This is a genomic window from Arthrobacter sp. H20, from assembly GCF_000520515.1.
Taxonomy (GTDB): domain Bacteria; phylum Actinomycetota; class Actinomycetes; order Actinomycetales; family Micrococcaceae; genus Arthrobacter_D.
Genome location: NZ_KI914732.1, coordinates 23,161 through 41,809 on the forward strand (window position 1 = coordinate 23,161; position 18,649 = coordinate 41,809).

At 62.8% G+C, this 18,649-nt stretch carries 18 protein-coding genes; 17 read left to right on the forward strand and 1 reads right to left on the reverse strand.

All coding sequences use genetic code 11. The annotated features are described in order from the left end of the window. The 16 genes from glyA to rplI all read left to right on the forward strand — a co-directional run. Positions 1–1,123 (forward strand): serine hydroxymethyltransferase (gene glyA, locus Y703_RS19220; protein WP_035764590.1); only part of this gene is annotated, 1,123 nt, incomplete at its 5' end. Positions 1,124–1,131: 8 nt separating this feature from the next. Further along, on the forward strand, positions 1,132–2,505 hold the full coding sequence (locus Y703_RS0110075; RefSeq protein WP_026552600.1) for an L-serine ammonia-lyase: 1,374 nt from the start codon (positions 1,132–1,134) through the stop codon (positions 2,503–2,505). Between the two features lie 3 nt (positions 2,506–2,508). Then, a complete protein-coding gene (locus Y703_RS0110080; RefSeq protein WP_026552601.1) occupies positions 2,509–3,321 on the forward strand; it encodes a methylenetetrahydrofolate reductase in 813 nt (270 codons plus the stop codon). A gap of 173 nt (positions 3,322–3,494) precedes the next feature. Continuing rightward, positions 3,495–5,177 (forward strand): ABC-F family ATP-binding cassette domain-containing protein, encoded by a 1,683-nt coding sequence (locus Y703_RS0110085; protein ID WP_026552602.1) that lies wholly within the window; start codon positions 3,495–3,497, stop codon positions 5,175–5,177. 489 nt (positions 5,178–5,666) lie between these two features. Continuing rightward, positions 5,667–6,863 carry an MFS transporter gene (locus Y703_RS19225; RefSeq protein ID WP_051427498.1) on the forward strand — a complete coding sequence of 399 codons (1,197 nt, stop codon included), beginning with the start codon at positions 5,667–5,669 and terminating at the stop codon, positions 6,861–6,863. Between the two features lie 99 nt (positions 6,864–6,962). Further along, complete coding sequence (locus Y703_RS0110100; protein ID WP_026552603.1) at positions 6,963–7,955, forward strand: daunorubicin resistance protein DrrA family ABC transporter ATP-binding protein; 993 nt, start codon at positions 6,963–6,965, stop codon at positions 7,953–7,955. Further along, positions 7,952–8,785, forward strand: a complete 834-nt coding sequence (locus Y703_RS0110105) for an ABC transporter permease (protein WP_026552604.1) — start codon at positions 7,952–7,954, stop codon at positions 8,783–8,785. Before Y703_RS0110100 ends, Y703_RS0110105 begins: the two co-directional genes overlap by 4 nt. A 270-nt stretch (positions 8,786–9,055) precedes the next feature. Next, a complete protein-coding gene (locus Y703_RS0110110; RefSeq protein ID WP_026552605.1) occupies positions 9,056–10,003 on the forward strand; it encodes an ABC transporter ATP-binding protein in 948 nt (315 codons plus the stop codon). 2 nt (positions 10,004–10,005) lie between these two features. Beyond that, positions 10,006–10,869, forward strand: coding sequence for an ABC-2 transporter permease (locus tag Y703_RS0110115; RefSeq protein WP_026552606.1), 864 nt, complete (start codon positions 10,006–10,008; stop codon positions 10,867–10,869). Between the two features lie 35 nt (positions 10,870–10,904). Then, a complete protein-coding gene (locus tag Y703_RS19230; protein WP_051427487.1) occupies positions 10,905–12,182 on the forward strand; it encodes a sensor histidine kinase in 1,278 nt (425 codons plus the stop codon). 7 nt (positions 12,183–12,189) lie between these two features. After that, complete coding sequence (locus Y703_RS0110125; protein ID WP_155849488.1) at positions 12,190–12,906, forward strand: response regulator; 717 nt, start codon at positions 12,190–12,192, stop codon at positions 12,904–12,906. A gap of 20 nt (positions 12,907–12,926) precedes the next feature. After that, on the forward strand, positions 12,927–14,207 hold the full coding sequence (locus Y703_RS0110130; protein ID WP_026552608.1) for a M18 family aminopeptidase: 1,281 nt from the start codon (positions 12,927–12,929) through the stop codon (positions 14,205–14,207). A gap of 169 nt (positions 14,208–14,376) precedes the next feature. Continuing rightward, a complete protein-coding gene (gene rpsF / locus Y703_RS0110135) occupies positions 14,377–14,682 on the forward strand; it encodes a 30S ribosomal protein S6 (RefSeq protein ID WP_019482095.1) in 306 nt (101 codons plus the stop codon). Positions 14,683–14,745: 63 nt separating this feature from the next. Next, complete coding sequence (locus tag Y703_RS0110140) at positions 14,746–15,318, forward strand: single-stranded DNA-binding protein (RefSeq protein ID WP_026552609.1); 573 nt, start codon at positions 14,746–14,748, stop codon at positions 15,316–15,318. 108 nt (positions 15,319–15,426) lie between these two features. Continuing rightward, positions 15,427–15,666: a 30S ribosomal protein S18 gene (gene rpsR, locus Y703_RS0110145; protein WP_005273147.1), complete on the forward strand. Its 240-nt coding sequence runs from the start codon at positions 15,427–15,429 to the stop codon at positions 15,664–15,666. Between the two features lie 17 nt (positions 15,667–15,683). Continuing rightward, positions 15,684–16,133 carry a 50S ribosomal protein L9 gene (gene rplI, locus Y703_RS0110150; protein WP_026552610.1) on the forward strand — a complete coding sequence of 150 codons (450 nt, stop codon included), beginning with the start codon at positions 15,684–15,686 and terminating at the stop codon, positions 16,131–16,133. A 25-nt stretch (positions 16,134–16,158) separates the two neighbouring features. Here the strand turns inward: rplI and Y703_RS20865 are convergent, their stop codons facing one another. Continuing rightward, entirely contained in the window at positions 16,159–16,671 is a 513-nt protein-coding gene (locus tag Y703_RS20865; RefSeq protein WP_026552611.1) for a hypothetical protein, read from the reverse strand. Between the two features lie 591 nt (positions 16,672–17,262). Here Y703_RS20865 and dnaB point away from each other — a divergent pair. Continuing rightward, positions 17,263–18,645, forward strand: a complete 1,383-nt coding sequence (gene dnaB / locus Y703_RS0110160) for a replicative DNA helicase (RefSeq protein WP_026552612.1) — start codon at positions 17,263–17,265, stop codon at positions 18,643–18,645. Positions 18,646–18,649 lie beyond the last annotated feature (4 nt).

Below are 18,649 nucleotides of genomic sequence, written 5' to 3' on the forward strand. Positions count from 1 at the left end.
GGGCCGCCGTTATTATGGCGGTTGCGAGCACGTTGACGTCCTCGAGCAGCTCGCGATCGACCGCGTGAAGGAGCTCTTCGGCGCGGGCTTCGCCAACGTCCAGCCACACTCCGGGGCCCAAGCAAACGCCGCCGTTATGCACGCCCTGATCAAGCCCGGGGACACCATCATGGGGCTGAACCTGGCCCACGGCGGGCACCTGACGCACGGCATGAGGATCAACTTTTCCGGCCGGCTCTACAACGTGGTGCCCTACCAGGTGCGCCCGGATGATTACCGGGTGGACATGGACGACGTCGAGCGCCTGGCGCGCGAGCACAAGCCGCAGCTCATTGTGGCCGGCTGGTCAGCCTACGCGAGGCAGCTCGACTTCGAGCGGTTCCGCAGCATCGCCGACGAGGTGGGCGCCTACCTGATGGTCGACATGGCGCACTTCGCCGGCCTGGTCGCCGCAGGGTTGCACCCCAGTCCAGTGCAGCACGCGCACGTCACTACCTCCACCACGCACAAGACCCTCGCCGGTCCGCGCGGGGGCATTATCCTCAGTAATGAAGCGGATATCGCCAAGAAAATCAACTCGGCAGTGTTCCCGGGGCAGCAGGGTGGGCCACTTGAACATGTCATTGCCGGAAAGGCGGTTGCCTTCAAGATTGCTGCTTCCGCCGAGTTCAAGGAACGCCAGCAGCGGGTGCTCGACGGCGCACGCATTCTCGCCGAACGCCTGATGCAGCCGGATGTTGTTGAGCAGGGCATCTCGGTTGTCAGTGGAGGTACCGACGTGCACCTGGTCCTGGTGGACCTGAGGGACTGCGACCTGAATGGTCAACAGGCCGAGGACCGCCTCGCACAGATCGATATCACTGTGAACCGCAATGCGGTCCCTTTCGACCCTCGCCCGCCCATGGTTACTTCAGGCCTGCGCATCGGCACTCCCGCGCTGGCCAGTCGTGGGTTTGGGCCTGAGGCCTTCACGATGGTGGCGGACATCATCGCCGAGGCCTTGATCGCGCCCGCTGACGCCGACCTCACCTCACTGGCGCGGCGGGTCGAAGCGTTGGCCGCTGATTACCCGTTGTATGCCGACGTCGTGCCCTTGGGCGCGGGAACCCAGAACCAGAGCTAAGGAACTCCATGCCCATCAGTGCGTTCGACCTGTTTAAAATAGGAATCGGCCCCTCCAGCTCCCACACCGGGGGGCCGATGAAGGCTGCGTTCCTCTACACGGAGCTGGTGGAGCAGCAGGGTCTGGTGGATGAGGTGCACCGGGTGGAGGTGGAGCTGTTCGGCTCGCTGGGAGTGACCGGTCACGGCCATGGCACCATCAAGGCGGTCATCCTTGGGCTTGAGGGTGAACAGCCGCAGCTTGTCGACCCTATCGCCGCGGGTCCTCGCGTCGATGAGGTGGGCCAGACCCGCCGGTTGCGGTTCGCTGGACGCCGGGAGATCGACTTCGACCCGGAAGTTGACCTGATCATGCACCGGCGAAAGCGGCTCGACTTCCACACCAACGGGATGCGGTTCCACGCCTACAGTGCTGACGGCACCGAGCTGCTGGTCCGTGACTACTTCTCGGTGGGCGGTGGGTTTGTGCTGGATGAGGACCAGATCGGTGCTGACCCAGCGGCTGAGGCGACAGTGCCGGTGCAGCATCCCTTCGATACCGGCGAGCAGTTACTTGAGGTGTGCGCTGCAAACGGGAAGTCATTCTCCGAGGTCGTCATGGCCAATGAGCTTGCCTGGCGCACCGAGGCCGAGGTCCGCGCCGGGCTGCTCGAAATCTGGGACGTTATGCAGGACACCATCCGTCGCGGATCCACCACCGACGGGATTCTGCCCGGGGGGCTGGGCGTCCGACGTCGAGCCGCCACCCAGCTGAGATTGCAGCAGAAGGTCGAGGACCCCAACGACAAGTTGAGCACCATGGAGTGGGTCACGCTCTTCGCGCTCGCCGTCAACGAGGAAAATGCAGCTGGTGGGCGCGTGGTCACCGCTCCGACCAACGGTGCTGCGGGGATCATCCCGGCGGTCCTGAAATATTATGTGGACTTCGTTCCGGGGGCGAACGACGACGGCGTCGTCCGGTTCCTGCTGGCTGCCACTGCAGTCGGTGCGCTGTTCAAGAGGAACGCCTCCATCTCAGGCGCCGAGGTGGGATGCCAGGGCGAGGTGGGTTCGGCCTGTGCCATGGCAGCCGGAGCCCTTGCCGAGGTGCTGGGGGGTACTCCCGAGCAGGTAGAGAACGCCGCCGAGATCGGCATCGAACATAACCTCGGTCTGACCTGCGACCCCGTCGGTGGTCTGGTGCAGATTCCGTGCATCGAGCGCAACGCGGTGGGCGCCATGAAGGCGATCACCGCCGCCCGGATGGCCGTGCGCGGTGACGGCAAGCACCATGTATCGCTCGATGTTGCCATCAAGACGATGCGGGACACGGGCGCGGACATGATGGACAAGTACAAGGAGACGGCCCGTGGGGGGCTAGCACTGAACGTCGTCGAGTGTTGAGCGGTGGCTGATCTCCCGGGATCCCTCCCGCTCCGGGTGGAAATTATCCCGGGTCCGGGCATTGTGGACCAGCTGCAGAAGCACCTGCCCGCCCCGGCGACCGTCACCATTACCTGCCTGCCACATCACGGGGCTGAGGAGACGGTCACCCTTGCGGTGCGACTGGCGGAGCTCGGCTACCGGGCGGTGCCTCATCTTGCTGCCCGTTCCCTCACCTCCCGGGGGCAGCTTGCCGGTTTCCTGACCAGGCTGCAGACCGCGGGCGTCTCGGATATCTTCGTGATAGCCGGCGACGGCGACCCCGGCGCCGGACCCTACGCCTGGAGCGGGGCGCTGATGGAGGACACTGCATCGATGGGATCTGGTTTCTTTACGCTGGGGACGGCTGCCTATCCTGAGGGCCGGCCCGGCGTTTCAGCCGCTGAACTCACCGACCTGCTGCTGGCCAAACAGGATTTGTGTTCGTGGGCGGTCACCCAGCTCTGTTTTTCCGGCCCGGTGTTGGCGGATTATCTCGACGATTTGCATGCTGCGGGAATCACTTTGCCCGTGTGGGCCGGAGTTCCAGGCGCCGTCGGCCGCTCAAAGCTGATTTCGCTGGCTGCGCGGATCGGCGTGGGACCGTCCCTGCGGTTTGCCCGGCGGTCGCTCACCGGTGCCGGGGGCGGTTCGCTCGTGCGGAGCGTGCTGGCGCCGTCGTCGTACGATCCTGCCCCGCTGATCCGCTCGGTCAAGGACACGGGTGGTTTTGCCGGGGTCCATGTCTACAGCTTCAACAACCTGGAATCGATCGATCGGGCGTTCCTGGACAGCTGAACTGCCAGATTCTGGTTTCCCGTTGACTCAACCCCATCGAGTCACTACTTATGACAGGAATCTCTCGGCACACCGGTAATAACGGTTGACTCGATGGGGAAGTTCGTTGAGCCCGCTCGATGGCGAGGTGGGCGGGATGGGGCGGGTTTGGATTCGGGTGACAGACTTAAGTCGTGGCTCATCTAGACGTTTCCAATATCGACTATTTCCTCTCCGACGGGCGGCAATTGCTGAACGCTGTCAGTTTCAAGGTCGGCGACGGGCACAAGACCGCCCTGATTGGTCCCAACGGGACCGGCAAAACCACCCTGCTTCGCGTCATAGCCGGGGACATCAACGCAGACGAAGGAGCCGTCACCCGCTCCGGCAACATGGGAATTATGCGCCAGTTCGTTGGGCAGGTCCGGGATGAGACGACTGTGCGTGACCTGCTGGTTTCCGCTGCACCGCCAGCGCTCGCCAAGGCGGCCAAAGCGGTTGACGACGCCGAGCTCGCGATGATGGAGAACGACGACGAACCCACCCAGATGCGCTACGCCCACGCAATCACCGAGTGGGGCGACGCCGGTGGGTATGAACTCGAAACCATATGGGACGAAGTGACAATGGCTGCACTTGGGGTGCCCTACGCCCGGGCGCAGTACCGGGCGTCGTCGTCGTTGTCCGGCGGCGAGCAGAAACGGCTGGTCCTGGAGGCCCTGTTCTCCGGGCCGGACGAGTTGCTGCTCCTTGATGAACCCGACAACTACCTTGACGTCCCGGGGAAGCGCTGGCTTGAAGCGAAGCTGAATGAGTCGAAGAAGTCCGTGCTGTTCGTCAGCCACGACCGGGAACTGCTGGCCAACGCCGCTACCCGCATCATCACGCTGGAGCCGGGGGCGCTCGGCGCGTCCAGCTGGATCCACGGCGGCGGCTTCGAAACCTATCTGCAGGCGCGCACCGACCGGAACCTCCGGTTCGAGGAGCTTCGCCGCCGGTGGGACGAGGAGCACCTGAAACTCAAAGAACTCGTCAACATGTACAAGAACAAGGCAGCGTTCCGGTCCGACATGGCCAACCGGTACCACGCGGCCCAGACGCGGCTTGCGAAATTCCTTGAGGCGGGACCACCTGAGGCCATCCCGATCGAACAGAACGTCAGCATGCGGCTCAAGGGTGGTCGTACGGCTAAACGTGCCGTCGTCGCGCAGAAACTGGAACTAACCGGGCTCATGAAACCGTTCAGCACCGAGATCTGGTTCGGTGACCGGGTGGGGGTGCTCGGTTCCAACGGGTCCGGCAAGTCCCACTTCCTGCGCCTTCTGGCCAGTGGTGGCACCGACCCGGAGAAGGAACATGAACCGGTCTCCGAAGTCAGCATCGCGCCCGTGCCCCACGAGGGGACAGTGAAGCTCGGCGCGCGGATCCGGCCCGGCTTCTTCGCGCAGACCCACGTGCGCCCCGACCTGCTGGGCCGCACGCTCCTGGACATCCTGCATCGCGGCGACGATCACCGATCGGGGTTGCCGCGGGAGGCGGCGTCAGGCGTCCTCGACCGCTACGGCCTGGCGGGGCAGGCCGAGCAGCAGTACGACTCCCTCTCGGGCGGACAACAGGCGCGGCTGCAGATCCTGCTGCTCGAACTCTCCGGTGCCACGTTGCTGCTGCTCGATGAGCCAACCGACAACCTCGACCTCCACTCGGCCGAGGCGCTGGAAAAGGCCATCGACGCGTTCGAGGGCACAGTGCTGGCTGTCACCCACGACCGGTGGTTCGCCCGTAGCTTCGACCGGTTCATGGTCTTCGGCTCAGATGGCAAGGTGTACGAGACTGAGGAGCCGGTCTGGGACGAGGGCCGGGTGCAGCGGGACCGCTGACCTGTCCACGCGGGGTTAGGGGTATGTTTTGCGCTGAGTCTCGGAGCCGTCTGGGGCGTAGCCACCCATTCGCCGGCCTTCTTTCCCCCGGCATACCAGCCGTGATCGAGGACGGCGCCAGTGCTGTGATAGCGGGTCCACTCCCCGTCCTGCACGCCGTTGGCAAACGCGCCGTGCTGCAGAAACCCACCGCCGTCACGGTGCCATTCCCAGTATCCGTCCAACTCGCCTTCGAGATATGAGCCTGCCGCCTTCAACTGTCCCGTCTTGAAATAGAACCGCCACGCGCCTTGCCGCACGCCGTCGCCGTAGCAGCCCTCACCGGAGAGCTTTCCACCAGCGAACAGTTCGGTGCCGGTGCCGGTGCCGTCGGCTGGGGCGGGAGTGCTGGGTTTAGTTGCCATGTGTCCAACCCTACGTCGACGGTTGTAGCCCGCCCGCGAGGATTACGCATACGGTTTACTGGTGCAAACTAACGTGTCACAGGCCATGTGGGCAACATTCGCTGTTTTCGGGCTCAACGGGCTGGTCTTCGCCAGTTGGGCGGCCCGGATTCCGGCGGCGTCCTCAGCGCTCGGCCTTGGGTCGGGAGAAACCGGCGCCCTGCTGTTGGCTGCTGCCGCCGGGTCAGTGCTGGCACTGCCCCTTGCGGGCAGCATTTCCGGCCGGGTCGGAGTTGCCAACACGGTCCGGATCGGGGGAGTGGTGTCTGCCCTTGCCGCGGTGACTATCGCGGGCGGCTTGACGACGACGTCGATCCCCCTCACGGCGGTCGGACTGTTCCTGTTCGGCGTGGGGGTCGCGTTGTGGGATGTCGCGCAAAACATTGAGGGTGCCGACGTCGAACATCGCCTCCGGCGCACCATCATGCCGAAGTTCCACGCAGCGTTCAGCGGCGGCGCCTTCGTCGGCGCGATGGTCGGTGCGGCACTATCGCGGATCGGCGTTGATCTGTCCTACCACCTGCTCGGAGTTGCAGCGGTGGCGATGGTGGTGGCGCTGTGGGTTCCCCGCTATTTCCTCCCCGAGATATCCCACGCCGACGCATACCCTGGCACGGCCGAGCGCAGCCGTTTTGCCGCGTGGCTGGAGCCGCGCACACTGCTGATCGGGCTCGTGGTGCTGGGCGCGGCGTTGACCGAAGGCACAGCCAACGACTGGGTGGCGAAAGCCACCGTCGACGGCCTGGGTGCCACTGAGGCTACCGGAGCCCTAATGTTCGGCGTGTTTGTCGCAGCGATGACCCTGTTCCGGTTTGTGGGTGGCGCAGTGATTGACCGGTATGGCCGGGTCAGGGTGCTGCAGATCAGCCTCGGCTCGTCCCTGATCGGTCTGATTGTTTTCGTGCTCGCTCCGAGCGTCCCGCTCGCCGCGGTTGGGGCGGTGCTCTGGGGAGCTGGCGCGGCGCTAGGATTCCCCATGGGAATGTCCGCTGCTGCCGACGAACCTCGCCACGCAGCAGCACGCGTGTCGGTCGTTTCCACCATCGGCTATATGGCCTTCCTCGCCGGTCCACCCCTGTTGGGGTTCCTTGGCGACGTGGTGGGTATCCGCAATGCGTTGCTCGTCGTGGGAGTGGCTGTGCTCGCTTCGTTCATCGTGGCACCGGCGGCCGCTGAACGCCACACCCATACCGAACGCGACGCCGACACCGGCGCAAAACACCCGAACCCACCGGCTGCCTAGCCGGCAAACCGGGAGCGAGCCCGGATTCAGACTTACCTAAGGTCAAAAGCTGTCCGCAATTGGTACCCGCCGACCTTGCTGAAACATAAGCTTGGGCGCATGACAATTATTGAGGCCAGGGGTCTGAAAAAGACCTACAAATCGAAGAGTGGCCCCGTTCATGCGCTGGACGGGTTGGACTTATCGGTGCCGCAGGGCACAGTGAAGGCGCTGCTCGGTCCCAACGGTGCGGGCAAGACCACCGTTGTGAAGGTCTTGACAACGCTGATCCAGCCCACCGAGGGCACAGCGGTTGTGGATGGCATCGATGTGCTCTCGAACCCCCGGGCAGTCCGCCGCATTATCGGGGCGTCGGGACAGTATGCGGCCGTTGACGAAAACCTCACCGGGTTCGAGAACCTGGAAATGGTCGGTCGGCTTTACCACTTAGGTGCCAAGACGGCGAGGCGTCGTGCACAGGAATTGATCGACCAATTCGAGCTCACCGAGGCCGGCAACCGCCCGGTGAAGGGTTTCTCCGGTGGCATGCGCCGCCGGATCGACCTGGCCGGCGCGCTGGTCATCAACCCGAAGATCCTTTTCCTTGACGAACCCACCACGGGCCTTGATCCGCGGAGCCGGTTGGCTCTCTGGCAGATCATCAAGAACCTGGTCAATGACGGCACCACCCTGCTGCTCACCACCCAGTATCTCGAGGAGGCCGACCACCTCGCTGATGACATTGCTGTGATCGACGGTGGCAAAGTCATCGCCGAGGGCACCTCGGATCAGTTGAAGGCGCAGATCGGCGGACACCGTGTGGTCGTTGCACTGGTTGACGAAGCCGAAGCCGGCGCTGCCAGTGAGATCCTTGCCCGCCACGGTGAGGGAGAAGCCCGGGTATCCAGTGACCGCCGCAGCGTTGAGGTAGCCGTCACCGACGGTCCCCGCGCCTTGCAGTATGTGCTCGCGGATCTTGGACAGGCAGGTGTTGGCCTGCACGACGCCGGGATGCGTCGTCCCACCCTCGACGATGTGTTCCTCAAGCTCACGGGCCACACCGCCGAACAAGAGCAGGACGCCAACGCAGCCGAAATGGAGAAAGCCAAATGAGTGTCCTCACCAAGCAGACCTACCAGAGCGTCGGCACTCCGGCCGGTCAATTACTCTCCGACGGGTGGATTGCCACCCGCCGAAACCTGATCAAGATCAAACGGGTACCTGAGATTCTGGTCTTCACCATCCTGCAGCCGATCATGTTCGTGTTGCTGTTCAGCCAGGTGTACGGCGGGGCAATGAATGTCTCCGACTACACCAACTTCCTGATGGCTGGTATTTTTGCGCAGACGGTCATCTTCGGGTCGACGTTCTCCGGAGCCGCCATGGCACAGGATCTCAAGGACGGCATCATTGACCGGTTCCGTACGTTGCCCATGAGCCCCGCGGCGGTGTTGATCGGCCGTACCAACGGTGACCTGGTGATCAACAGCATCTCGATGCTGATCATGATGGGCACCGGCTGGATCGTCGGCTGGCGGGTTACCACCTCGGTCTGGGGATTCCTCGGCGGCGTGGCAATTCTGCTCCTCTTCAGCTACTCGTTCAGCTGGGTGATGGCTCTACTGGGCATGAGCGTGCGAAGCCCCGAGGTCATCAATAACGCTTCCTTCATGATCCTGTTCCCGCTGACTTTCATCTCCAACGCCTTCGTCCCGATTCACACCATGCCCGAGGTGCTGAAGAATATCGCTGAATGGAATCCGGTGTCGGCACTGGTGGAGTCGGCCCGACAGCTATTCGGCAACACGAACCCGGACTTCCCGGGGCCCACGGCCTGGACCCTCCAGAATCCGTTCATCACCATTTTCCTGGGAATCGCTCTGATGTTGGTCATCTTCGTGCCGCTCTGCATCAAGAAGTTCGAGTCAATCAGCTCACGGTAGTCCCACGTCGAACACCCAGAAACGGCCCTTGGGGTCAGGTTCGCCGGTTACAACCGGCAATCCTGACCCCAAGGGCCGTTTCTGCGTCCGGTGGTCGGGGGAGCGCGGGGGATCGGTGGTCGGGGGAGCGCGGGACCTCACTCATCCGAAAGGTGTATACGAAGTCCGCCAAACATCATCCCAGGGAGCGGCGACCGAGCGGGGGCCAATCCGTAGGGTAGAGGGAGGCCCACCAACAGCGGGCATCGAAGCAATCTTAAGGACGCAGCCATGATTGAGGCACAAGGCCTGGCGAAGCGCTATGGCTCCAAGACAGCAGTGGACAACGTGTCATTTACTGTCCACCCCGGTAAGGTAACCGGCTTCCTCGGCCCCAACGGCGCCGGTAAGTCCACTACCATGCGGATGATCGTCGGGCTGGACAATCCGTCCGCAGGCAGCGTCACAGTTAACGGGCGGCGCTACGCCGAACACCATGCCCCGCTACGCGAGGTTGGCGCCCTGCTGGACGCGAAGGCGGTCCACACCAAGCGCAGTGCCTATAACCATCTGCGCGCCATGGCAGCGACCCACGGCATCCCTAATAGCCGGGTCAAGGAAGTCATCGAAATGACCGGGCTGGGTCCGGTCGCCAAGAAGCGGGTCGGTGGTTTCTCCCTCGGGATGGGCCAGCGCCTTGGGATCGCCTGCGCTTTGCTGGGCGATCCTCACACGGTAATCCTCGACGAGCCGGTCAATGGACTGGACCCCGAGGGTGTCCAGTGGGTACGCCACCTCGCCAAGGGGCTGGCAGCCGAGGGCCGGACAGTGTTCCTGTCCTCCCACCTGATGTCGGAAATGGCATTGACAGCAGATCACCTGATTGTGATCGGCCGGGGCCGGATCATCGCCGACGCGCCCATCGAGCAGATCATCTCGGACCAGGGGAAGACCCGCACCCGGGTCCGCACCGACAACCCGGCAGAACTTATCCGGGCCCTCGCGGGTGATGGAGTGACCTTGCACCAGCTGGAACCCGAACTCCTCGAAGTCACTGGTGCGGATTCACACCGTATTGCTCGGGCGGCCCTGGATAACCGGGTGCTGGTCTACGAACTCACGCCCCTGCAGGCGTCCCTCGAAGAGGCATACATGCAGCTCACCAACGACTCAGTCGAGTACCACTCGCATGATCTCCCGCGGACAGCTCAGGCTGCCAGCGTCGGGCAAGGAAAGTAGCCATGTCCCACACAGCAGTCGCAGCATCGAAGCGCAGCGGAACCCAGGGGAGCGGCGTGAACTTCATCCGGGTCCTGAAGTCGGAATGGATCAAACTGGTCACCATTCCATCCACAGTCATCATGGTGTCCATCACGGTGATAGTAATGATCGGTTTGGCTGCCCTCTTTGCCTGGCAGACGACGGTCCTGCTGGATCTCCAGGGAGACCCGGAGATGACCGCCCAGATGCAGGGGGCACCAGACGCCACCTCAATCACCAACACCATTCCAGGCTCCGGACTGATCTTCGGCCAGCTGCTGATCGGCTCACTCGGGGTTGTCCTGATCGCCTCCGAGTGGGGCACGGGAATGATTCGCTCCACGATGGTGGCAGTACCCAAACGCATACCGGCCCTGCTCGCCAAGCAACTGGTATTTGCTGTGGTGGCATTCGTTGTCGGTGCGGTCTCCGCCTTCGTCAGTTACCTTATTGCGCAGCCGATCCTGGCGCCGTCAGGGCTCGAGTTTGGGCTGGGGGATGAGGGGGTGTTGCTGCACATCATCAACACCGGTTCGGTGCTGGCATTGATGGCTGTCATTGCCATGGCTATTGGCACGCTGCTCCGCAACACCGCTGGGGGCGTGGTCACTACTATCGGCCTCCTTCTCATCCTCCCCATTCTTGTTGCCACTCTCCTGGCTGGAATCGCCGATTGGGTCCCCGACGCTGCCCGCTTCCTCCCCAGCAGTGCGGGTGAGCAGATGGTGGCAATCACCATCGCCGACGGTGCGCTAAACCAGTGGCAAGGCGCGCTGGTGCTCGGCGGCTGGGCTCTGGTGCTGCTGATCGTTTCCCTGCTGGCCACCAAGAAGCGGGACGTGTAAAGACCCGGTCACCTGCTGACCGATAAGCTCACTCAATGAGTGAAAAAGCCTCGGTGGAGGGGGCGGCGGAGCGAACGGCCGCCGTCTCCTTCACTGAGATCAATGCACGGCGACGCGGGCCCCTCCGGCGGTTCGTGCGCAGTCACCCCCGGGTCACCGATGCAGTGGTCGTGCTGATCTACCTCCTTGTCAGTCTTACCATGCTGATCCTGGCTGCAGACATTTCCACCCACTACTTTGCCTTCGTCCCGGTTATCGCGGCCGGCGTTGTACTCTTCTGGCGGCGGGACCGCCCGCTGATTGTCCTCGGCACACTGACGGTCCTCGAGTGGATCAGCCTTATGACGTCGGAGGGGCAGGCAAGTGTCGGAATTGGTGCGTGGTTTGCGCTCTACGCTGTCGCCGCCCACCATCCCTTCCGCACCGCGCTGTGGGCGCTTGCCGGAGCGGCGCTCCTCACGATTACCCCCCTCTGGTTTGTTGAGGCCCTGTTTGTCGAAGAGGCTCCGTACCTCATCTGGATCGTGATGGGCTTTGTCCTCATGTGGTACTTCCTCGCGATCGGATTTGGGATAACGACCCGCCGGGACCGGGAGCACGAAAGAGCGCTCCGCGACTGGGCCACCCGCAACGCCGAACTCGCGTCAGCCACTGAACGCAACCGGATTGCCCGGGAGATGCACGACGTCGTCGCCCACTCTCTGTCCGTCATGATCGCACTCTCCGATGGGGCCGCCGTGGTGATGAAACGAGATCAGGAACGCGCCCGCGAAGTCCTCGACGAGCTCTCCGCCAGCGGTCGGACGGCCCTTGCTGATATGCGCAGGGTGCTTGGCGTACTGCGTGAGGGCCCTGTTGCTGCACCCCGTGAGCCGCTGCCAGCGGCGGGTTCGCTTTCCACCCTGCTGGACGGATTCCAAGTTGCGGGTCTGCCCATCCGGCTGGGCCTCTCGGGGCCTGGACTGCCTGAAGATCCAGCCTTCCAGCTCACCGTGTATCGCATTATCCAGGAATCCCTGACCAATGTGCTGCGCTATGGCAAGGGCGTGACGACAGTCAACGTAGCCATTGCGCGCACGGGGACCCAGGTCAGAGTAAGGGTGTCCGATGACGGCCGCGGCAGCATGGGCCCGGTGGTGTCGGTTGGCACGGGACAGGGAATTACTGGGATGCAGGAGCGTGCCTCCATCTACTCTGGAACGGTTGACTGCGGACCGGGGCCCGACGGCGGCTGGATCGTCGACGCTCGCCTGGTGATCCCGGAGGATCAAGAGGCAACGACGAAGGGGGAACAGCGTGTCAGAAGCGTCTGATGGAGCACTGGTTGGGCCCGCCTCCGGCGAGCCAGAGGCGGGTGAGCCCATCAAGGTACTCCTCGTGGACGATCAACCGCTGCTTCGGATGGGATTCCGTCTCATCCTGGAGGGCGAGAACGACCTCGTCATAGTCGGTGAAGCGTCGGACGGCGCCGAAGGCGTGCGGTTGGAGGCCTCGCTCAAGCCCGACGTCATGTTGATGGATGTGAGGATGCCATCGATGGACGGGATCGAGGCGACCCGTCTCATTACCGCGTCGGGCTCCAGTTCACGCATCATCATCCTGACCACCTTCGATCTGGATGAATACGCTTTCGCGGGTCTGCAAGCCGGCGCTTCGGCATTCCTCCTGAAGGATGTGGGGCCAGAGGAGTTGGTGCACGCCGTGCGGGTGGTTGCCAGTGGAGACGCAGTGGTGGCCCCGCGCATAACCCGCCGGCTGCTCGAAACCTATGTCCGGTCGCTGCCGCCGCATGCCGCGCGCCCACCCGCCGATCCCCTGCTGGGGGACCTCACGCCACGGGAACGGCAGGTGCTCAGCGCCATTGCCGAGGGCCTGTCCAATGCTGAACTAGCCCACAAGTTCTTCCTGTCCGAAGCCACAGTGAAAACGCATGTCCGACGGATCTTCACCAAACTGCACCTGCGGGACCGGGTGCAGGCAGTGGTCTACGCCTATGAGTCAGGCCTGGTGGTCCCCAGCCAGGGGCAGGATTACTGAGCCTTGGTAGGCTCAAACTCATGACTGCTCTCCAGCACATCACCGATCTCGGCGCCTACATCGGCGCCTCACCCTCGAGTTTCCATGCCGCCGCCGAGGGTGCCGCCCGGCTGGAAAAGGCCGGTTTTGTCCGATTGGACGAAGCCGAGGCGTGGGCCGCTGAGGCGGGCAAGTTCCTGGTGGTCCGCGACGGCGCCCTCATCGCCTGGGTGACGCCCACCAACGCCACTCCCCTCACGGGTTTCCACATCCTGGGCGCTCACACCGATTCGCCCGGGTTCAAACTGAAGCCCAAGCCGACCACCGGCCGGCATGGCTGGCTGCAGGCCGGCGTCGAAATCTATGGCGGCCCACTGTTGAACTCCTGGCTCGACCGCGAACTGGCGCTCGCCGGCAGGTTGGTGACCCATGATGGTGCCGAACACCTGGTCTCCACTGCCCCGCTTCTTCGGTTCCCGCAGCTCGCCATCCACCTCGACCGCTCGGTCAATGATGGGCTCACACTCGACAAGCAGCAGCACATGAATCCCGTCTGGGGTCTGGGTGATCCGCGCGACGCCGACCTGCTCGAACTCCTGGCTGACTCAGCGGGGGTAGCCGCAGCGGACGTCGGCGGGTACGACGTCGTAGTCGCTGACACCCAGCCGGGCGGCGTGTTTGGGGCCGGCGAAGCCTTTTTTGCCGCAGGACGGCTGGACAACCTTTCCTCGGTGCACGCCGGGCTTGTTGCCCTGATTGCGGCAGCCGATGCGGGAGCTGATGATGGACCGATTGCCGTCCTGGCTGCTTTTGACCATGAGGAAGTTGGCAGTGCCTCCCGGTCCGGGGCCAGCGGACCGTTTCTCGAGGACGTGCTGCACAGGATTTCGGCCGGACTTGGCTCGGATCAGGAAGACCGCAGGAGGGCACTGGCCGCGTCCTTCTGCGTTTCAGCCGATGCCGGTCACGCGGTGCACCCGAACTACGCCGAGCGGCACGACCCGGCCAACCGGCCCATCCTGGGCGGCGGGCCGCTGCTGAAGATCAACGCCAACCAGCGGTACACCACCGATGCGCCGGGCGCGGCCTATTGGGCGCGACTGTGCCGTGAAGCGAAAGTGCCCTACCAGGAATTCGTCTCCAACAACGTCATGCCTTGTGGGTCAACCATTGGGCCGCTGACCGCCACCCGGCTTGGAATCCGGACCATCGACGTCGGCACCCCCCTATTGTCAATGCACTCGGCGCGGGAACTGTGCGGTGTTGAGGACCCGTTTTACCTGGCGACAGCAACCGAACTGTTCTTCACTTCGAACGCTTAGCAAGTTATCCACACGGTTCGGCCCGGCGCTGAATCTCCGGTAGCATTGAAAAGTCTGTGCTGACGCTGGCGCCCGGAAGGGGAACCAGCGCTTAGACAGGTCAACGCAAACAGAACCTCCTGTTACGGAAAGACCGTGACCGTTTAGCCCAGAGGAGGTGGGTTCACAAATGCGTGCATATGAATTGATGGTAATCATCGACCCCGATGTCGAGGAACGTACCGTTGAGCCGTCGCTCGAAAAGTTCCTGAATGTCGTCCGGAACGGTGGCGGCACCGTAGACAAAGTAGACCTGTGGGGACGTCGTCGCCTCGCCTACGAAATCAAGAAGAAGGCTGAAGGTTTCTACGCTGTAGTGAACTTCACTGCCACCCCTGCGATCGCTGCCGAGCTCGATCGCCAGCTGAGCCTCAACGAGACGATCATGCGTACCAAGATCATCCGTCCCGAGGAGCAGAAGGTCTCAGCCGAATAGTTTCGGCTCAGCTTCACAGATTAGACAGGCCCACCGCAGTGGGCTGTGACAGTAGGAGGCACCATGGCAGGCGAGACCATAATTACGGTCGTCGGTAATCTCACCAGCGATCCCGAACTTCGTTTCACCCCGTCAGGCTCGGCAGTGGCAAATTTCACCATTGCATCGACGCCGCGGACCTTCGACCGCCAGTCCAACGAGTGGAAGGACGGCGAAACGCTGTTCCTCCGTGCGTCGGTATGGCGTGAAGCGGCAGAGAACGTTGCGGAGACCCTGACCAAGGGCACCCGCGTCGTCGCTCAGGGTCGTCTCAAGTCACGCTCGTACGACACCAAAGAAGGCGAAAAGCGCACTGTTATGGAACTTGAGGTGGACGAGATCGGTCCATCCCTGCGCTATGCGTCAGCTAAAGTCACCCGCACCCAGCGCTCCGGCGGTGGCGGTGGTGGTGGCTTCGGCGGTAACAGCGGCGGCGGAAACAATTCCAACTCAGGTTGGGGCGGCGGTCAGCAGGGTGGTCAGCAGGCACAACAGCCAGCCGATGACCCATGGGGCGCGCCCGCAGGGGGTAACTCTTCCGGAGGCAATTCCTCCGGCTGGGGCAACGGCCCGGATTCGTCCGAGCCTCCCTTCTAAGCTTTCTTCACGGCAGGACCGCACCGCATTCGGTCGTGGACACCGCCACAGTAGTTCCCATCCCGCAGAATCGTTCTGCGGGCTCCACCAGACATAAGGAGCACCACGATGGCTAAGGCTGAACTTCGTAAGCCCAAACCAAAGTCCAATCCCTTGAAGGCCGCTGACGTCACAGTCATCGACTACAAGGACGTAGCGTTGCTGCGTAAGTTCATTTCCGATCGCGGAAAGATCCGTGCCCGCCGCGTAACCGGTGTCACAGTGCAGGAGCAGCGCAAAATTGCGCAGGCAATCAAGAATGCCCGCGAAGTTGCCCTTCTGCCGTACTCCGGCGCAGGCCGCGGTTAAGGAAAGGAACCTATCCAATGGCAAAGCTCATTCTGACCCATGAAGTAACAGGTCTTGGTGCTGCAGGCGACATTGTCGAGGTAAAGAACGGTTACGCACGTAACTTTCTTCTGCCCCGCGGCTTCGCTCTCACCTGGACCAAGGGCGGCGAAAAGCAGGTCGAGTCAATCAAGGCTGCTCGCGTTGCACGCGTGCACTCGACACTCGAGGAAGCCCAGAACCAGGCAGCTGCTCTCTCCGCCAAGCCGGTGAAGCTGAACGTCAAGGCCGGCGAGTCCGGTCGCCTGTTCGGCACCGTCAAGGCTGAAGATGTCGCTAAGGCTGTCGAGGCCGCAGGCCTCGGCACCATCGACAAGCGCAAGGTCGAACTGCCAGCCCACATCAAGTCGGTTGGCACCTACCAGGCGAACGTCCGCCTGCATGAGGATGTTTCAGCAGTGATTGATCTGGACGTCGTCGCCAGCTAGGTTAGACGCTCTTCCTTCAGTATGGCTAGAGGGGCTCCCGCTCACTGCGGGGGTCCCTTTTGTCGTCTTCGTCGGGTGTGGGCGGTTGCTCCGCCAGATGCAGCGCAAAAGCCGGGCTGCTCATAAGTGCCTGAACCCGATCCAGCGTGCTGAGCCGCGGATCTCCCATTGAGAGCTGGTTGGCCCTGAGAGCCTCCCGCGCGGCTCCGATCCCCTCATCCCCAGATGGCGGGCCTGAAGCCTTCCCTGAGCCATCGGTGGACGTCGTCGGGAGGTGCGGTGCGGATGGCGGCTGGGACTGCGGTAGGAGGCCGCTGCCCGGGCCGGCAGCGGGTGTCGAGGTTGCTGGATGGTGGGTGTGGCGCCGATACTCTCGTGATGGGCGCCGCCAGTGGCGGGATCGTTTCGGGGCGCCGCCACTGCCCCCGTGTCCGGCGCCGGAGGCGGGGGTCCGGTCACGCCAGCTGATGGAACCAATTGCCCCGCCGAGTACGAGGACAACCGAGAGCAGCACGACGACGAATAGCTGCGCTTCCACCGACCAGTTCCTCCGCTCAAAGTGGACCCCCGGAAAGTATCTCACTGACAGGACGATGTGGCGCCTCAGAATGTATTCCTGCCCGGGCATGAAGCTATCTCGACCGGGAGTTCGGGGTGCGGGGCCGGGTATATAGGCTGGTGGGGACCATGGCTGAGATGTGGCCTGGCTCACATATTAGCGGAGATGGGCTGTGGATAGCCGGTGAATAACCTTGTGCCCTATGCCCTCGGAGACCATCTGTCAACACGAAGGTAGCGCATGAACGTTGGCTACCTAAACATTTACTCCACAGGGTGAACTCAGCGTTTGGGCAGGTCAGAGCTATATTGGCTGGATAAGTATTTCCTTATCCACACCCTTATCCCCATCCTGTGCACAAGACACGCCGCGTAATCCACAAGCTGTCCACAGGGTCTGTGGATTACTCGCTTGGTCGGATGCTTAATGGCCACTACCGTTGCGGAGTATCCCAGACGCAAAACTGTCCGTGCCAGGTGATAGACAGTTGGTTATCAGGCCGGATACGACCACCACGACGATCCGTCGGACTGGTTCCCGGGGTAGGTAACTGGAAGAGAGAGTGCAGCGGTGTCCCTCACGCACGTTGATTCATCGGCGGACACCCGGTCCCCGGAGTTCACACGAACACCACCGCAGGATCTGGTCGCCGAACAATCGGTCCTAGGCGGAATGATGCTATCCAAAGACGCAATTGCCGACTGTGTCGAGGTACTGCGGGGAGTGGACTTTTACCGCCCAGCCCACGAGAGCATCTATGAGGCGGTGATCGATCTGTACGGCCGCGGCGAGCCCGCCGACGCCGTCACCGTGTCAGATGAACTCACCAAGCGTGGCGAGATTTCCCGCATCGGGGGGCCGGCGTACCTGCACACCCTCATCCAATCCGTACCCACAGCTGCGAACGCCGGGTTTTATGCTGAAATCGTTCGGGAGCGTGCAGTCCTGCGGCGGCTCGTCAATGCCGGCACCAAGATCGTCCAGTTGGGCTATTCCAACGACGGGGAGGTGGATGACATAGTCAACGCCGCGCAGGCTGAGGTGTACGCCGTCGCCGAGCGGCGCAGCGCCGAGGATTACGTCCCCCTCAAGGACATCATTGAAAGCACGGTCGACGAGATTGAATCGGCCGGGCACCGTGGGGAAGGCATGACTGGGGTCCCCACCGGTTTCTTTGAACTCGACGAACTTACCCAGGGCCTGCACGGCGGGCAGATGATTGTTGTCGCTGCGAGACCGGCAATGGGTAAATCGACCTTCGCGCTGGACTGGGCCCGCTCCGCAGCGATTAAGCACAACATGACAACTGTTTTCTTCTCGCTCGAAATGGGTCGCAACGAGATCGCCATGCGCCTGCTGTCGGCTGAGGCGACCATTGGATTGCAGGACCTGAGGAAGGGCACGATCAAGGACGAACAGTGGGGCAAGATCGCCACCACTATGGGCCGGATGAATGACGCGCCGCTATTCATCGATGACAGCCCCAACATGTCATTGATGGAGATCCGGGCGAAGTGCAGGCGGCTGAAGCAGCGCCATGACCTCAAGCTGGTGGTGTTGGACTACCTTCAGCTGATGTCCTCAGGCAAGCGCGTTGAGTCGCGTCAGCAGGAAGTCTCAGAGTTTTCCCGTGCACTCAAGCTGTTGGCCAAAGAGCTGAATGTGCCAGTGGTAGCGCTGTCGCAGCTGAACCGAGGATCTGAGCAGCGCACCGACAAGCGCCCGATGGTCTCTGACCTTCGTGAGAGTGGTTCGATTGAGCAGGACGCCGACATGGTGATCCTGCTGCACCGCGACGACGTCTACGACAAGGAATCTCCGCGCGCCGGTGAGGCCGACGTGATTGTCGCCAAACACCGTAACGGTCCGACGAAAACCATAGTCGTCGGGTTCCAGGGCCATTACTCACGGTTCAACAACATGGCTGTCGACGGCGGAGGTGGCGGGTTCTAGCCGC

Coding starts and splice junctions, on each gene's coding strand:
- rpsF (WP_019482095.1), top strand. CDS start 14,377: ATGCGTGCATATGAATTGATGGTAATCATCGACCCCGATGTCGAGGAA.
- Y703_RS0110115 (WP_026552606.1), top strand. CDS start 10,006: ATGTCCCACACAGCAGTCGCAGCATCGAAGCGCAGCGGAACCCAGGGG.
- Y703_RS19230 (WP_051427487.1), top strand. CDS start 10,905: ATGAGTGAAAAAGCCTCGGTGGAGGGGGCGGCGGAGCGAACGGCCGCC.
- Y703_RS0110075 (WP_026552600.1), top strand. CDS start 1,132: ATGCCCATCAGTGCGTTCGACCTGTTTAAAATAGGAATCGGCCCCTCC.
- Y703_RS19225 (WP_051427498.1), top strand. CDS start 5,667: ATGTGGGCAACATTCGCTGTTTTCGGGCTCAACGGGCTGGTCTTCGCC.
- rplI (WP_026552610.1), top strand. CDS start 15,684: ATGGCAAAGCTCATTCTGACCCATGAAGTAACAGGTCTTGGTGCTGCA.
- Y703_RS0110105 (WP_026552604.1), top strand. CDS start 7,952: ATGAGTGTCCTCACCAAGCAGACCTACCAGAGCGTCGGCACTCCGGCC.
- Y703_RS0110100 (WP_026552603.1), top strand. CDS start 6,963: ATGACAATTATTGAGGCCAGGGGTCTGAAAAAGACCTACAAATCGAAG.
- Y703_RS0110140 (WP_026552609.1), top strand. CDS start 14,746: ATGGCAGGCGAGACCATAATTACGGTCGTCGGTAATCTCACCAGCGAT.
- Y703_RS0110130 (WP_026552608.1), top strand. CDS start 12,927: ATGACTGCTCTCCAGCACATCACCGATCTCGGCGCCTACATCGGCGCC.
- rpsR (WP_005273147.1), top strand. CDS start 15,427: ATGGCTAAGGCTGAACTTCGTAAGCCCAAACCAAAGTCCAATCCCTTG.
- Y703_RS0110110 (WP_026552605.1), top strand. CDS start 9,056: ATGATTGAGGCACAAGGCCTGGCGAAGCGCTATGGCTCCAAGACAGCA.